12 protein-coding genes and 1 pseudogene are annotated in these 15,107 nt (G+C 71.7%); 6 read left to right on the forward strand and 7 right to left on the reverse strand.

Annotated features, from left to right (window positions below; all coding sequences use genetic code 11):
- The first annotated feature begins 62 nt into the window (after positions 1 to 62).
- On the forward strand, positions 63 to 1,397 hold the full coding sequence (locus tag ACIP6N_RS15775) for a sensor histidine kinase (protein ID WP_401815984.1): 1,335 nt from the start codon (positions 63 to 65) through the stop codon (positions 1,395 to 1,397).
- Positions 1,398 to 1,583: 186 nt separating this feature from the next.
- Here ACIP6N_RS15775 and ACIP6N_RS15780 read toward each other — a convergent pair whose 3' ends face one another.
- Positions 1,584 to 2,072 carry an SUKH-3 domain-containing protein gene (locus tag ACIP6N_RS15780; protein ID WP_401815986.1) on the reverse strand — a complete coding sequence of 163 codons (489 nt, stop codon included), beginning with the start codon at positions 2,070 to 2,072 and terminating at the stop codon, positions 1,584 to 1,586.
- 10 nt (positions 2,073 to 2,082) lie between these two features.
- Positions 2,083 to 2,583, reverse strand: coding sequence for a YwqJ-related putative deaminase (locus tag ACIP6N_RS15785; protein WP_401816231.1), 501 nt, complete (start codon positions 2,581 to 2,583; stop codon positions 2,083 to 2,085).
- 237 nt (positions 2,584 to 2,820) lie between these two features.
- Between ACIP6N_RS15785 and ACIP6N_RS15790 the strand changes: the two genes are divergently transcribed.
- The gene (locus tag ACIP6N_RS15790; protein WP_401815988.1) at positions 2,821 to 3,798 is read left to right on the forward strand and encodes an HNH endonuclease; all 978 of its coding nucleotides are present in this window, start codon (positions 2,821 to 2,823) and stop codon (positions 3,796 to 3,798) included.
- A 70-nt stretch (positions 3,799 to 3,868) separates the two neighbouring features.
- Here the strand turns inward: ACIP6N_RS15790 and ACIP6N_RS15795 are convergent, their stop codons facing one another.
- On the reverse strand, positions 3,869 to 4,174 hold the full coding sequence (locus ACIP6N_RS15795) for a hypothetical protein (protein WP_401815989.1): 306 nt from the start codon (positions 4,172 to 4,174) through the stop codon (positions 3,869 to 3,871).
- Here ACIP6N_RS15795 and ACIP6N_RS15800 point away from each other — a divergent pair.
- Together ACIP6N_RS15800 and ACIP6N_RS15805 are read left to right on the forward strand one after the other, a co-directional pair.
- Positions 4,110 to 6,131 (forward strand): SUKH-4 family immunity protein, encoded by a 2,022-nt coding sequence (locus tag ACIP6N_RS15800; protein WP_401816233.1) that lies wholly within the window; start codon positions 4,110 to 4,112, stop codon positions 6,129 to 6,131. The genes ACIP6N_RS15795 and ACIP6N_RS15800 overlap by 65 nt on opposite strands.
- 237 nt (positions 6,132 to 6,368) lie before the next feature.
- Positions 6,369 to 7,259 (forward strand): DivIVA domain-containing protein, encoded by an 891-nt coding sequence (locus ACIP6N_RS15805; RefSeq protein ID WP_401815991.1) that lies wholly within the window; start codon positions 6,369 to 6,371, stop codon positions 7,257 to 7,259.
- Between the two features lie 23 nt (positions 7,260 to 7,282).
- On the opposite strand, the gene ACIP6N_RS15810 is transcribed toward ACIP6N_RS15805, so the two are convergent.
- On the reverse strand, positions 7,283 to 8,743 hold the full coding sequence (locus tag ACIP6N_RS15810; protein WP_401816235.1) for an MFS transporter: 1,461 nt from the start codon (positions 8,741 to 8,743) through the stop codon (positions 7,283 to 7,285).
- Positions 8,744 to 8,956: 213 nt separating this feature from the next.
- Positions 8,957 to 9,505 carry an NUDIX domain-containing protein gene (locus ACIP6N_RS15815; RefSeq protein ID WP_401815993.1) on the reverse strand — a complete coding sequence of 183 codons (549 nt, stop codon included), beginning with the start codon at positions 9,503 to 9,505 and terminating at the stop codon, positions 8,957 to 8,959.
- A gap of 405 nt (positions 9,506 to 9,910) precedes the next feature.
- Here ACIP6N_RS15815 and ACIP6N_RS15820 point away from each other — a divergent pair, with 405 nt between their 5' ends.
- Together ACIP6N_RS15820 and ACIP6N_RS15825 are read left to right on the forward strand one after the other, a co-directional pair.
- Positions 9,911 to 10,699, forward strand: coding sequence for an ABC transporter ATP-binding protein (locus ACIP6N_RS15820; protein WP_401815995.1), 789 nt, complete (start codon positions 9,911 to 9,913; stop codon positions 10,697 to 10,699).
- Positions 10,696 to 13,303, forward strand: a pseudogene (locus ACIP6N_RS15825) (ABC transporter permease). The gene ACIP6N_RS15820 and the pseudogene ACIP6N_RS15825 overlap by 4 nt, the downstream one beginning before the upstream one ends.
- Before the next feature lie 105 nt (positions 13,304 to 13,408).
- On the opposite strand, the gene ACIP6N_RS15830 reads toward ACIP6N_RS15825, so the two are convergent.
- Both ACIP6N_RS15830 and ACIP6N_RS15835 read right to left on the reverse strand, forming a co-directional pair.
- Positions 13,409 to 13,600, reverse strand: coding sequence for a hypothetical protein (locus ACIP6N_RS15830; protein WP_401815997.1), 192 nt, complete (start codon positions 13,598 to 13,600; stop codon positions 13,409 to 13,411).
- A 170-nt stretch (positions 13,601 to 13,770) separates the two neighbouring features.
- On the reverse strand, positions 13,771 to 14,979 hold the full coding sequence (locus tag ACIP6N_RS15835) for a serine hydrolase domain-containing protein (RefSeq protein WP_401815999.1): 1,209 nt from the start codon (positions 14,977 to 14,979) through the stop codon (positions 13,771 to 13,773).
- Positions 14,980 to 15,107 lie beyond the last annotated feature (128 nt).

The following is a 15,107-nucleotide window of genomic DNA, read 5'->3' on the forward strand; positions in this document are numbered from 1 at the left end:
GCTCGTTTTTGGCTGGCGTGGGCGTCGGAAAATGAGTGGCGCCCGCCCGTACGCTGGGAGACATGACCACAACGGGGGCACTCCAGGGCGTCACGGGCATGACCACCCGCCGCTACTGGTGGTGGGAGCGTCGGCGGAGTGTTGTGCTGGATGTGGGGCTGGCCGCCGTGTCGGCCCTGGAAGGCGGGCTGGAGGGGGTCCGGTTCGCGGACACGGCCGCGGTGCCGGTGCCCGTGGCGGTGCTCCTCGGGCTGCTGGCCGGATCCGTACTGCTGCTGCGGCGCCGGTGGCCGGCCGCCGTGGTGCTCGTCTCGATCGCTGTCACGCCCGCCGAGATGGGCTACGTCATGGGCATCGTGGGGCTCTACACGCTCGCCGCCTCCGAGGCGCCGCGCCGCATGACCGGGGCGCTGGCCGGAATGTCGCTGGCGGCGACGCTCATCGTGACGTTCGTGCGGACCCGGCAGAACGTGACGCACGCCAATCTGGACGCGCACCCCTGGTACGTGCCGTTCATCGCCGTCCTGATGTCGCTGGGCCTGACCGCGCCGCCGGTGCTGTTCGGCCTCTACGTCGGGGCGCGGCGGCGGCTGATGGAGAGCCTGCGCGAGCGCGCGGACAGCCTGGAGCAGGAGCTGTCGCTGCTCGCCGACCGGGCCGAGCAGCGTGCGGAGTGGGCGCGTACGGAGGAGCGGACCCGGATCGCGCGGGAGATGCACGACGTGGTGGCGCACCGGGTGAGCCTGATGGTGGTGCACGCGGCCGCGTTGCAGGCGGTGGCGTTGAAGGATCCGGCGAAGGCGGTGAAGAACGCCGCGCTGGTGGGGGACATGGGGCGGCAGGCGCTGACCGAGCTGCGGGAGATGCTCGGGGTGCTGCGTACGGGCGAGCGGGTGGCGGCACGGAAGGCCGCTGACGGGGCGCCCGCCCCGGAGCCGGCGCCGCTCGCCGCGGTGGGGGTGGCGGCCGCCGCGGCGGCCGCTGCGGCCGCTGACGACGGTCCCGGCATGGAGGACATCGAGGCGTTGGTGGGGCAGTCCCGCGAGGCGGGGATGGTGGTGGAACTGGCGGTGCACGGCCCTGTGCGCGCGTACGCGCCCGCCGTGGAGCAGACGGCGTACCGCGTCGTGCAGGAGGCGCTGACGAATGTGCACAAGCACGCGGCGGGTTCGAAGGTGATGGTCAGGCTCGCGCACCGGGACGCCGAGATCGCGATGCAGGTGGAGAACGGACCTTCGGACGGTGGCGCGCGGGACGCGAAGTTGCCGAGCGGTGGGAACGGGCTGCTGGGGATGCGGGAGCGGGTCAGTGCGCTGGGCGGGGTGTTCGTCTCGGGGGAGACGGACGCGGGGGGCTTCCGGGTGTCGGCCGTACTGCCTGACCTGCGGGCCGCGTAGGGGGTACGGCGGCTCAGCCTCGCGGGTGTCGGCGGCTCAGCCTCGCGGGGGCCGCTGCCCGCGCCTGCCGCGTAGTGCGCTGCGGGCCGCGTAGGCCGCGTACGGCGGCCCAGGGCCCGGCGGCCTGCCGCGCGGACCCGTATGGGCCGCCGGGCCCTGGGCCCGACCGGGACGACGTCGGCCGGATCAGGCCGGCGTCAGCCGCGTCGGCTCCATGCCGGTGATCAGGGCTGTCAGTGCCTCGGCGAAGTTCCGTCCCAGGTACCAGTCGCCGGTGTGGTCGATGCCGTAGACGCGTCCGGTGACGTCGATGGCGAGGACCGCCTGCCCGTCGCCTTCCTCGCCCAGCGGGCTGATCTCCGTGTCGAGGGCCCGGCCGAGGTCGGAGAGCGTACGGGCGAGGTGTACGCCGGCCAGCGGGTCGATCCGTACGGTCGCCGGGGCGATCTGGCGGCCGGGTCCGGGGCCCGCGATGCGCAGTCCGCCGAATTCCGCCCAGACTTCGACCGCCGCGGGGAAGACCGTGTGCTGGTGCCCCGACGGGGTGACGTGGGCGCGCAGGGCGTCGGCCCACTCCTCCGCCTGCTGTATGTCCCAGCGTCCTGGCTGCCAGCCCGCGTCGCGCAGCGCCGCGTCGGTGGGGGCGGGGAAGCGGGTGGGGTCGGTGTCGGGCATGGTCGCCGGTTCAGCCGTTCTGGGTGGGGTCGACGGGCCGTACGCCGAAGTGGTCGAGCATCGCGGTACAGGACCGGCAGGGCGCCGCGTAGCTGCCGTGCAGCGGATCGCCGTCCTCGCGGATGCGACGGGCGGTCAGCTTGGCCTGTTTGAGGGCGCGGCGGGCTTCGCCGTGGGTGATCGGTTTGCGTCTCGCGCGTTTGGAACGCCCGGCTTCGACGGCGGTGAGGTGGCGGGAGATGAGGATCGCCTCGGGGCAGCGGCCGGTGAAGCGTTCGCGCTGGCCGCTGGTGAGGGTGTCGAGGAAGTCCTGTACGAGCGGGTGCAGGGCGGGCGGCTGTTCCGCCTTGCCCGCGGTGCAGGTGAGGGTCTCGCCGCGGACGGAGAGCGCGGCGCCGACGGCGGGCAGGATGCCGTCCCTGCGCTGCTGGAGACCGGGTGCGCGCCGGGGCGCGACGCTGCTCCAGCTGAGGCGCGGGTCGCCCTGTGTGTCTGTTGGTTCCGTGTACAAGTGCTTGTCCCTCTCCGTGCCCGCGGCGGTGGCCGCTGGTGTCACGTCCCCCAGTTGCGGTGACAGCCTGCCAAATGCGGGCGGTCATCGGGTAGCTGGGGCGTGTTTCAGGGCGTGGCGTCGGCGGTGGGTGATTCGGCTGTGACCGTTTGTCACCGGAAAGGTTCGTCGGGGCTTCGTATTGCTTCACGGCATAGGCTGTGCCGAACCGTCCAGGAGCAGCAGGGGGCAACCGCCATGACGACAGGTCGGCTCGGGCAGCGAGCCGCGCCACCGAACGCGGCCTACGCCGGGCAGGTCGTGCATTTCCCGGACCCGGTCCGGGCCTCCCGCCATCCCAGAGGTGTGCGTGTGGACGACAGCGGCTACCCGGATTTCTCGCCGTACGCGCGTGCCGCGGCGGAGATCGCGGAGCCCCCGGAGGGGTTCGGCGTGGACGAGCTGCGGCTCACTGATTACGTGTCGGCGAACGCGGCGCTGGCCGCGTCGGGGCACGAGTTGTGGGACACGATCCCGGCGGTGGCCACGCCGCACGGCTGGACCTGGCACCACGAGCCGGCCTCGCGCCGGATGGTGCTCGTACCGGTCGAGGTGAAGGCGCTGCTGCGGCATCACGGCGGTCTGGCGACGACGCCGGTCGACCACGGCAAGCGGGGCACACGGCCGCTCCAGGAGACCCGTCCCGCTCATTTCAGGCTGCCGAAGGGCGCGGAGGCGGTCGGTGAGCAGCAAGTTCTCGGTATCGAGGAGGACTTGGGCTACCGGCTCCCGGGTGCCTACCGTTCGTTCCTGAAGGCGGCGGGCGGCTGCGCACCGGTGGGCGCGGCGCTGGACCCGGAGTTGGGGCTGCTGGTGGACCAGCCGTTCTTCACGGTGCGGGATCAGGCGGCGGTCAACGACCTCGTGTACGTCAACAAGTGCCTGCGTGACCACATGACCAAGGACTACCTGGGGGTGGCGTTCGTCCAGGGCGGCATCCTCGCGGTCAAGGTGCGCGGCGAGCGGGTCGGTTCTGTCTGGTTCTGCGCGTATGACGACGCGCGCGACCAGGACGGCTGGGCGGTGCAGGAGCGCGTGGAGCGGCTGATGCTGCCCTGCGGGGACGACTTCGACGCGTTTCTGCAGCGCCTCGCGGGCAGTCCGCCGGAGCTGGAGACCGTGGCGAATCTGATGGTGGACGGTGGCTTCGCGCGCGCCGTCCCGGTGGAGGGATGACCGCGATGGTGACCTTCGCGCAGGCGCAGGAGCGCGCGGAAGAGTGGGCCAACGGCGATGTGCCCGGCCATCAGCACCGTGAAGTGCGGGTACGGGAGTTCGAGCTGGGGTTCGTGGTGTGGGCGGAGGACCGCGCGAACGGTCCGACGTCGGACGGCGGCCGCCAGCGGCTGGTGATCGCCAGGGACAGCGGCGAGGCGACGCTGTGGCCGGGGCTGCCGGTGGGTGAGGTGATCCGGCGGTACGAGGAGGAGTACGGCGTCCAGGACGCGGCGGGGGCCGGTGCGGGGGCGGCCGAGGCGCCGCAGCGGATCGACCTCAACCAGACGTCGTTCCTGCTGACGCCGCCGGAGTGGCTGCAGGACGCGGCGGACAAGCTGGGGATTCCGGACCACCGGCGTGCGCGGGCGGACGCGGCGGCGGATTCGCCTCCTCGGGTCGGGCCTCCGCGGGTTGACCCTCCTCGGGCTGAGCCTCCCCGGGCCGTGTCCCCTCAGGGTGAGGCCTCTCGGCCGGACGCGCCGCCGGCGGGTGGCTCGGACAGCTCGGTCGGGAGTGGCTCGGTGAGCGGTGTCACGCCGTGGGACGGGACGGACACCAACGGGGCGGCGGACGACGCCTCCGTACCGCTGCCCCAGACCGTGTTCGCGCCTCCGCTCCCGGAAAGGGACGACTTCCGGACTCCGCCGCCCGGCGCGGTTTCGCCGCCGCCGGCGACGCCTGCTGGGCAGGGGCAGGGGCAGGGGCAGGGACAGGGGCGGCCGTCGGGGCCGGGCACGGCAGGGCGTGGTCCGAGTGCGGGCGCCGGTGACATCGCCGACGCCGTGACGGGCATGGCGTCCCCTCCCGTACGTCCGCGCGGGAGCGGTTCCGCGACTCCGCCGCCTCCTGGTGCTCCGGGTGTACCCGGGGCTCCCGGTGACCCGGGGGCGGGACGGCCCGGCGCGACTCCGCCGCCGCCTTCGGCGCCGCCCGGCCCGCCCGTGGCCGGCCCCGTACCGCCACAGCCTCCGGGTCCGCCGGTGCCTCCGGGGCCACCTGGTGCGCCCACTCCGCCCGGCCCGCCGGGTGGTGTGCGCCACGGGGCGACGACGCTGGGAGGACCGGGCCAGGGTCCTGGTCCTGGCCGGGCTGGTCAGCCGCCGGGTACTCCGCCCGGTGGGGTGCATCATGCCGCGACGATGCTCGCCGGACCCGGCCAGGCGGCTCAGCCGCCCGGCCCCCCGGCGCCCCCCGGCCCCCCGGCGCCCCCCGGCCCTCCCGGTATGCCACAGGGCCCCGGCGTCGGCCCAGGCCCCGGCGTCGGCCCGGGCCCCGGTGGCGTACAGCCGCCCGCGTACGGCTACCCCAAGGCCGGGCTCCCGACTGTGGGCCCCGGTTACCAGGCCGTCCTGCGCTACCGCGCGCCCGACGGGTCGGAGGCGCAGCTCATCCGGCGTTCCGCGCCCGGTACGCCGCACCCCGAGTGGCAGATCCTGCACGAGCTGCGCGCGATGAACGTGCCGCCGCAGCAGGTGCTCGAACTGCACACGGAGCTGGAGTCCTGCGAGCTGCCCGGCGGTTACTGCGCGCGGATGATCCGGGAGACCTGGCCGCAGGTACGGATCACCAGCGTCGCCCCGTACGGTCAGGATCACGCCAGCCGTCAGCAGGGCATTCGGCATCTGCTCACCCATCAGGGGGAGTTGCACCAGGTGGCGGACGGTCCCGCGCGTCCAGCGCCGATGCGGGCGCCGCTCCAGCCGGTGCCTCCGGCGCCGCCGGTCCCGCCGGAGGGCATCGCGCAGGAGCTGATGGGAGCGTTCGGTCCGCAGGGCATCTGCCGGTTCGATCAGCGCGCGGTCTCCCGCCAGGGCGTGCCGGAGACGGTGGCGCGCACGCTGGTGTGGGCGGGGCTGCCCGCGGACTTCGGTCCGTTCTTCTGGGCGCAGCCTCCGCAGCCCGTGGTGCCGACGCTCGCGGAGCTGGCGGCGCAGCGGCAGGTGCCTGCGGCTCCCGACGCGTCGTCGTACCTGGTGCTCGGGTCCGACTTCGGCCGGGCGATCTGTGTGCAGTACGGCACTGCGCACATCATGGCCGTGCCGGTCGAGGCGGGTCCCGGCGGTCAGCCGGCGGCGGCGCAGTTCGTGAACACCGGGCTGCCGGAGTTCACCCGGTGCATGGCGATGCTCGGCCGGATGTGGCGGCTGCGCTTCGGGCTCACGCCCGAGCAGGCGGGGCGGTGGACCGTCGACTTCCAGGCGCAGCTGGCCGCGCTGGATCCGGCCTCGCTGTCGTCGCCGGACACCTGGTGGTCGGTGCTGCTCGAGCAGATGTGGGACGGCCTGTTGTAGCCGCGTCCCGCGGCCCCGCCCCGGGGCCGCCTTCGGGTCGTCCTCCGAGCGCTCGGTCCCGCCGTGAGAACGGCTGAGGCGCCCCTCGCACACCGCGAGGGGCGCCTTCGTCGTCTCATGACGCATCCTTGAGCGAGATGGATGGGCGGAGTGTCGCATTATGCGCATTTCGCTTCGATCCAGCAGGATGTGCGCCGGATCGTGTTGTGTGTTGTGTGTCGGAGGAGGGCTTCAAGGATGAGTGCTGCACCGTTGTCGGCTCATGGCTTCACGCCCGTACGGGGCCGTGGCTACCGACCCGAGCAGGTCGACCGGCTGCTCGCCGAGCTGTCCCAGGACCGCGACGACGCGTGGGAGCGCGTGGCCAGGCTCACCGTCCTCGCCAAGCGGATGGAGAGCGAGGCCGAGCAGCTGCGGGAGCGGGTGGAGTCGCTGCCGCCGCAGACGTACGACACGCTCAGCGCCCGTGCGCGGGAGATCCTGGCGCTGGCGTCGGACGAGGGCGAGCGGCTGCGTACGGAGTCGCGCGACGCGTCGCAGTCGGTGATCGACATGGCGGAGGTCGAGGCCCGTGCGGTGCGCACGCAGGCGCGTGAGTGGGCCGAAACGCTCAGGGAGGCGGCGGAGACGTACGCCCAGGAGGTGCTGACGGCCGCGCGCTCGATGGCCGACGAGGAACGGGTCGCCGCCCGGGTCGAGGCCAAGGAGCTGCGGGGGCGGGTGCTGGCCGACGTCAAGGAGGTGCGCCGGCGCACGTCCGAGCTGATGGTGGACCAGGAGAAGGAGCAGGCGGAACGGCTGGCGGCGACGGAGCGCGAGATCGCCGAGCGCGAGGCGGCGCTGGAGGTGGCGGACGCGGAGCGCACGGCGTACGCGGCGGTACGGCTGGACGACGCGCAGCGCGCGTTCGCGGAGGCGGGGGAGCTGGCGCGGCACGGCGTGGAGGACGCGCAGGCCCAGGCGGCCGAGCTGGTGGCGCAGGCGGAGGTGCGGGCGGAGCGGATCGCGCGGGACGCGGAACGGGTGGTGCGGGAGCAGACGGAGGCGCAGGAGGAGATGCGGGCGCACATGGCGCACGTACGGGAGAGCCTGGCGGGTCTGACGGGGCGTGCGCCGGCGGAGGGCTGACGTTTTCCGCGGTTCGCCGGCCGTCAGCTGTCGCTCTTGTCCTGCTCCTGGATGACCGGGAAGCGCTTCGGCGCCACGAAGACGAGGATCAGCAGCGCGATCGCCGCGGCCCCCGCCGCGCCGAGGAAGACGTCGTCCACCGCCGCGTCCACGGCCCGGCGCAGATAATCGGCCGTTTGGGTGGTCAGGGCGGACGCGTTTTCCAGGGTGTGTGAGATCTCGTCCACGTCGCTGGGGAGGCCGGGGGCGTTCGCCAGGCGGGCCGCCAGTACGCCGTTGGCCACCGCGCCGAACACCGCGGCGCCCACGCTCTGTCCGACCTGGCGGCAGAAGAGTATGGACGCGGTGGCCGTTCCGCGTTCCGACCAGCCGACCGTGGACTGCACGCCGATGATCAGCGGCAGCTGGAACAGTCCCAGCGCGCCGCCCAGCAGCAGCATGATCAGCGCGGGCTGCCAGGCCGACCCGGGGAAGGGCAGGAACGGGAAGGCCAGCAGCGCCAGGAAGGCGAAGCTGATTCCGGTGATCGCGGTGAGGCGGAAGCCGATGCGGTTGTAGACGCGGTTGGAGAGCGCCGCGCTGACCGGCCAGCTGAGGGTCATCGTGGACAGGACGAAGCCGGCGGCTATCGGTCCCAGCCCGAGCACGGACTGGGCGTACGTCGGGACGAAGACGGTCGGGGCGACCATCAGCAGGCCGAGCGCGCCCAGCGCCAGGTTGACGGACGCGATGGTCCTGCGGCGCCAGACCCAGCCGGGGATGATCGGTTCGGCGGCGCGTCGTTCGATCACGACGGTGGTGGCGGCGAGCACCGCCGCGGCGCCGAAGAAGGACAGCGAGGGCAACGAGACCCAGGGCCAGGCGACCCCGCCCTGGACCAGGGCGGTGAGGAGCAGGGCTCCGGTGGCGAAGACCGCCAGGGCGCCTTCCCAGTCGACGCGCGATGTTCCGGTCTTCGGCTCACGGTGGGGTTCGTGCAGGTGGCGGACGATCAGCCAGAGCGCGATCGCCCCCACCGGGAGGTTGATCAGGAAGATCCAGCGCCAGTCCAGGTACCCGGCGAACAGCCCGCCGAGCGCGGGCCCCGCGACCGAGGACGTGGCCCAGACCGTCGACAGCTTGGCCTGGATCTTCGGGCGTTCCTTGAGCGGGTACAGGTCGGCGGCGACGGTCTGCACGGTGCCCTGGAGGGCGCCGCCGCCGAGGCCCTGGACGACGCGGAAGGCGATCAGGGCGGCCATGTTCCAGGCCGTGGCGCAGAGCAGCGAGCCGATGACGAAGAGGATGATGCCCGCGACCAGGACGGGCTTGCGTCCGAAGGTGTCGGAGAGCTTCCCGTACACGGGCAGGGTGACGGTCACCGCGAGCAGATAACCGGAGAACAGCCAGGAGAAGACGGAGAACCCACCGAGGTCGCCGACGATCTGCGGAACGGCCGTGGAGACGATCGTGCCGTCCAGCGCGGCCAGCGCCATGCTGAGCATCAGCGCCGCGACCACCGGCCCCCGGCCGCGCGGGGCACTCGCCGGCGGGGACGTGGGTATCGCCTCGGCCGGTGCCGTGTCCTCGTTCACGAGATCCTTTCCCTGTGCACGTACTTTTCCCGGAGCCACCTTCTCATTCGCACCTGTCCGCGCGGCAGTGCGCCCTGGCCGGGGGCGGGGGCTGCCCGGCAGGGCATGGAGACCCGGCTGAGGTCAGACGGCCTGACGCCGGGCGATGAGCCGTTCGGCCAGCAGGAGCGCGAGCGGACCGCCCGGCAGGAGAAAGCGTCCTTCGGCGCCCGCGCTGATCGCTTCGTCAAGGGGCCACCAGGCGAGTTCGAAATCCTGCTCGGTGCCGGTGAGTTGCTGCGAACCGAGAGTCAGTCCCTCGGCGAGATGGAGGGACAGGCGCGCGGAGCCGGTCAGCGTGATGACGTAGCTGCCCAGAGGTGCCCAGGACCGGGCGCTCACCCCGGCTTCTTCCCGCAGCTCGCGCTGGGCGCACTCCAGCGGTGTCTCGCCGGATTCCTGCCGGCCGCCGGGCAGGAACAGGTACGCGCCGCCGTGCTGCGGGAAGGGCGCGTTGAGGACGGCGACGTTGCCGCTGTCGTCCCGGGCGACGACGACGGAGGCGTGCGCGTCGGGGCCGTGTGGAGCGTCGGGGCGGTACGGAGAAGCGGGGCGGTACGGAGAATCCGGGCCGTACGGAGAAGCGGGACCGTACGGAGAATCCGGGCCGTACGGAGACGAGGAAGCGCTCATGGGCCGCGAGACTATCCGTGGCCCAGGGCGCCCTGTCGTTGTTCGGGTCTTGAGTCCGCCTCGCTTCGGGGGCGGTCTCGGGGGCCGGGGTCCTGGACCCTTAAGGGTTGTCCTCGGGTGTGTGCGGGGGGTGGTTCGTCCCGGTGGATGAGGAAGTGGCCGGGCTTCTTCTCTAGCTTGGACTTACGCGGTCTGCGTGGTTTACGGGGATCGCGTGAGTTGCGGGTTTTCGGGTGGTCAGGGGGCTCAGGGGGGCTTGCGCGACTCGGGGCGCCGGGGGGTGCGCCGCGTCACGGGGGTGGGGAAAACCCCAGGTGAAGACTGCGCTGGGCACCAGCGCGCGGAGGCCTCGCAGCCAGCAGACTCGGAACATCAAGACGCCCAAGCTGACTTAGGAGACATACGGTGACATCGGCTGTGACGATTCCCAGACACGGGGGTACTGGCGGGCGTACGGCCGTCGCCGCGCGAGCGCGGCACGTCGTCAAGGCGTACGGGTCGGGGGAGACCCGGGTCGTCGCGCTCGACCATGTCGATGTGGACATCGCCCGTGGGCAGTTCACCGCGATCATGGGACCTTCGGGGTCCGGCAAGTCGACGCTGATGCACTGCCTCGCCGGGCTGGACACCGTGACGTCGGGGGAGATCTTCCTCGACGAGACGGAGATAACGAAGCTCAAGGACAAGCGCCTCACCCAACTCCGCAGGGACCGGGTGGGGTTCATCTTCCAGGCGTTCAACCTGCTTCCGACGCTGAACGCGCTGGAGAACATCACGCTGCCCATGGACATCGCGGGGCGCAAGCCGGACGCGGGATGGCTGCGGCAGGTCGTGGAGACGGTGGGGCTCGCCGACCGGCTGAAGCACCGGCCGACGCAGCTCTCGGGAGGCCAGCAGCAACGCGTCGCGGTGGCACGGGCGTTGGCCGCGCAGCCCGAGATCATCTTCGGCGACGAGCCGACCGGCAATCTCGACTCGCGTGCCGGCGCCGAGGTGCTCGGCTTCCTGCGGCGGTCGGTCGACGAGCTGGGGCAGACCATCGTGATGGTCACGCACGACCCGGTCGCCGCCTCGTACGCGGACCGGGTGCTGTATCTGGCGGACGGGCGGATCGTGGACGAGATGGCGCGGCCGACGGCTGACGCCGTGCTCGACCGTATGAAGCACTTCGACGCGCGGGGACGTACGTCGTGACCATCTTCAGAACATCAGTGCGCAACTTCCTCGCGCACAAGGGGAGAATGGCGCTCTCCGCCGTCGCCGTGCTGCTGTCGGTGGCCTTCGTATCGGGGACGCTCGTGTTCACCGACACGATGAACACGACGTTCGACAAGCTCTTCGCCCAGACGTCGGCGGACGTCACGGTCAGCCCCAAGGGCGCGGACGCGACGGACGAGACACCGCAGAGCGGAAAGCCGGAGTCGCTGCCCGCCTCGACGGTGGAGCGGGTACGCGGGGCGGACGGGGTGAGGTTCGCCGAGGGCGCGGTCAGCAGCATGAGCGTGACGGTGGTGAACGCCGCTGGTGAGAACATCGGCTCGACCAGCGGCGCTCCCACCATCGCCGGCAACTGGACGCGTAACGACCTGCGTTCGGCCAGGATCTCGTCAGGACACGCGCCGCGCGGACCGGCCGAGGTGATGGTCGACGCGGACACCGCGCGGAAGCGTCACCTCGCGCTCGGCGACGAACTGCGCACCATCGCGGTGACGGGTGACTTCACGGCGAAGATCTCCGGGATCGCCACGTTCTCCGTCACCAACCCGGGTGCGGCCGCCGTCTACTTCGACACCGCGACCGCGCAGCGTGAACTGCTCGGTGATGCAGGCCAGTTCACGGCCGTCAACGTCACGGCGGACCAGGGCGTCAGCGACGCGCGGCTCAAGACGAACGTGGCATCCGCGCTGGGCGTCTCGGGCGCGGGGGCTGGCTCGGGCGCGTACAAGCTCCAGCAAGCTCCAGACTCGGCAAGAGGCCGCGGACGCGAACCGGGCCAGTCTCGGGTCTTTCCTGGACGTCATGAAGTACGCGATGCTCGGCTTCGCCGGGATCGCCTTCCTCGTCGGCATCTTCCTCATCGTCAACACGTTCTCGATGCTGGTCGCCCAACGGACCCGGGAAATCGGGCTGATGAGGGCCCTCGGCTCCAGCCGCAAGCAGGTCAACCGCTCGGTGCTGGTGGAGGCCGTGCTGCTGGGGATCGTCGGTTCTGTCACCGGTGTGGCCGCCGGGGTCGGGCTCGCGGTCGGGCTGATGAAGCTCATGTCCGCGATGGACCTGGAACTGTCCACGCAGGACCTGACGGTGAAGTGGACGACCCCGGTGATCGGGCTCCTGCTGGGAGTCGTGGTGACCGTCGTCGCGGCCTACGTACCGGCCAGGCGAGCGGGGAAGGTCTCGCCGATGGCCGCGCTGCGCGACGCGGGCACGCCGGCCGACGTACGGTCCGGCCTGATCCGTGCGGTGCTGGGTCTGCTGCTGACCCTGGCGGGCGGCGCCGCGCTGTTCATGTCGGCGCGGGCCGACGAGGCGGCGGACGGTTCGCTGTTCCTCGGGGTGGGCGTGGTCTGCACGCTCATCGGCTTCGTGGTCATCGGCCCGCTGCTGGCGGGTGTGGTGGTCCGGGCGCTCAGTACGGTGGTGCTGCGCGCGTTCGGCCCGGTCGGCCGGATGGCGGAGCGCAACGCGCTGCGCAACCCGAGGCGTACGGGAGCGACGGGCGCCGCCCTGATGATCGGCCTCGCGCTGGTGGCCTGCTTGTCGGTGGTCGGCTCCTCGATGGTCGCCTCGGCCACCGATGAGCTGGACAGGACGGTGGGCGCGGACTTCATCGTCCAGTCGAGCACCGGCCAGCCGATCGTGCCGCAGGCACAGGCCGCGCTGGAGAAGGTGCCCGACATCGACCACGTCACCCAGTACAAGCTGGTCGAGGCGAAGCTGACCGCGCCCGACGGCACGTCGCGGAACGAGGACCTCGTCGCGGCCGACCCGACGTACGCGCAGGATCTGCGCCGGGAGACCGTGGCCGGTGAGCTGGCGGCGGCGTACGGCAAGGACGCCATGTCGGTAGGTGACACGTACGCGAAGGCACACGGCATCACGGTCGGCGACACGATGACCGTCGCCTTCCAGGCCGGCGAGCGCGCCCGGCTGAAGGTCGCCGCGATCACGTCGGACGAATCGAGCATCGACGGGGGCGTGATGTACCTCAACGTCACGACCGCCGGACAATACGTGCCCGCCGACAAGATGCCCAAGAACCTGATCATGTTCGCGGTCGCCGACGACGGCAAGGAGAAAGAGGCGTACGCGGCCCTCAAGGACGCGCTGGCCGCGTATCCGCAGTACACGGTGCAGAACCAGGCCGACTTCAAGCAGGATCTCAAGGACCAGATAGGCCAGTTGCTCAACATCGTCTACGGCCTGCTGGCCCTCGCGATCATCGTGGCGGTGCTGGGCGTGGTGAACACCCTGGCGCTGTCGGTGGTCGAGCGGACCCGCGAGATAGGACTGCTGCGCGCGATCGGCCTCTCCCGCAGGCAGCTGCGCCGCATGATCCGCCTGGAGTCGGTGGTCATCGCCCTCTTCGGCGCACTGCTGGGCCTCGGCCTCGGCATGAGCTGGGGAACGGCGGCACAGAAGCTGCTGGCCTTGCAGGGGCTGGGAGTGCTGGACATACCGTGGCCGACCATCCTGACCGTTTTCGTGGGCTCGGCCTTCGTGGGCCTCATCGCGGCGCTGGTTCCGGCGTTCCGGGCGGGACGGATGAACGTGCTGAACGCGATCGCCACGGAGTGATCGCGATCTCCGCGGAGTTTGACGCGGTAGGGGGCGGGTCGTCCGGCCCCGGGAGGCGTTGCCTTATGGCGCCTGCCGGGGCCGCGGGGCGTGGAAATCGGTATGTCACCAGTGCGTGAAGTCGTACACCGCCGTGCAGTACGGGTCCTGGACCGGCGAGGTGTTCCATTCCAGTTCGTCCGGGACCAGGGAAGGCAGCGCGGCCATCAGCGCGGTGTTGCCGACGAGGACCTTTCCCTGACCGTCGCGCAGGGCGACGCCCAGACCGATTCTGCCGGGAAGGCCCGGCTCGTTCACGTTGAGGCGGGCAGTGTCGGTATGGCGTGCGCTCCTTGAGGTTGAAGGACGCCCCGTACGAGGTGGGCCCGGGGAGGTCGTTTGTTCTCCGGCGTGCTGCGCAAGCGGCCGTCGTGGGCGCTTTGTTGGTCCGGAGGGGCTCGCTCGCGCGGCGTGTGGCTCGGTTGTGGTTACGGGGTGGCGGCTGCGTTGACCGCTGACCAGAAGTCGTTGATCAAAGGGGAAGGCAGCGGCGAGTTGGCCTGGCGCTGGGTCAGCAGGATTCCTGTCACTCCGCTGCCGGGATGGGTGCGCCAGGTGGTGCCGATGCCGCCGTTCCAGCCGAAGCCGCTCGGCAGGGGCGCGGTGCTGTCCGTTGCCTGGGTCGCCATGCCCAGGCCCCAGCCCATGTGTTCGCCGAGGATGAGTTCCGACGGTTCACGCTGGGCCTTCGTGAGCCGGTCCGTCGTCATCAGCGTCACCGATTCCGGGGAGAGGATCCGCCGTCCCCGCAGGCTTCCTCCGGCCAGCAGCATGGAGACGAACGTCCAGTAGTCGTCGATCGTGGAGACCAGCCAGCCGCCGGAGTCGGGGAACGCCGGCGGGGTGCTCCACCAGCTGTCGTCGGGGGCGTCGAGCACGGACAGCCTGCCGGTCTGCGGATCGGAGGCGTACGCGGTCGTCAGGCGGCTCAACTGGTCCCGCGGGACGGTGAATCCGGTGTCGGGCATGCCCAGCGGGTCGAAGACGCGCTCGCGCAGCACCGTTTCGATGTCCTTGCCGGTGGCCCGGGCCAGCAGCACGCCGAGCACCTGGGCCGATGTGTTGTAGAGCCACCGCTCACCCGGCTGGTACACGAGGGGCAGGGTGCCGAGCGCCGCCATCCACGCGTCGGTCTCGTACGTCCCGGGCGGCCACGGCGGCCCCCCGATGGTCCGGAGGCCCAACTCGGCCTCCGCCCGCTGGATGGGGTAGCTGCCCGGTTGCGCCAGGATCACACCCAGTCCGAGCCGGGAGCTGAGCAGGTCCTCCAGCGTGATCGGCCGGCCGGCCGGGACGGTGTCGTCGAGTTCGGCGTCGATGGCGCGCAGGACCCTGCGATCGGCCAGCTCGGGCAGCAGAGCGTCGACGGGCCGGTCCAGACCCAGCACCCCCTCTTCCACCAGCGAAAGCGCCGCCACCGCCGTGATCGGCTTGGAGAGCGATGCGAGGCGGAAGAGGGACGAGCGGAGGAGGGGCGTGGGGTCGGCGAACGACGGGGATCCGATGGTGTCGATGTGCACGTCGTCGCCCCGGGCCACGAGCGTGATGAGCCCCGGCAGTTCGCCGGCCTCGACGTGGGAGGTCATGACGTCGTGCAGGCGGGTGAGGCCTGCGCTCGACAGCGCGGCGGTGGTCATCGTCGGCTCCTCGTTCTCGACGTGTCTCTCGAGGCGGCTCCCGGCGCGGTTCGCGCGCGGCTCGCACGCGGTTCTCTGCGCACGGGGTAGACCTCGCGGCCGGCCCGAACTCATCGGGGCCGTCGGAG

The sequence above is a fragment of the Streptomyces sp. NPDC088725 genome, assembly GCF_044751305.1.
In the GTDB taxonomy this organism is placed as follows: Bacteria; Actinomycetota; Actinomycetes; order Streptomycetales; family Streptomycetaceae; genus Streptomyces.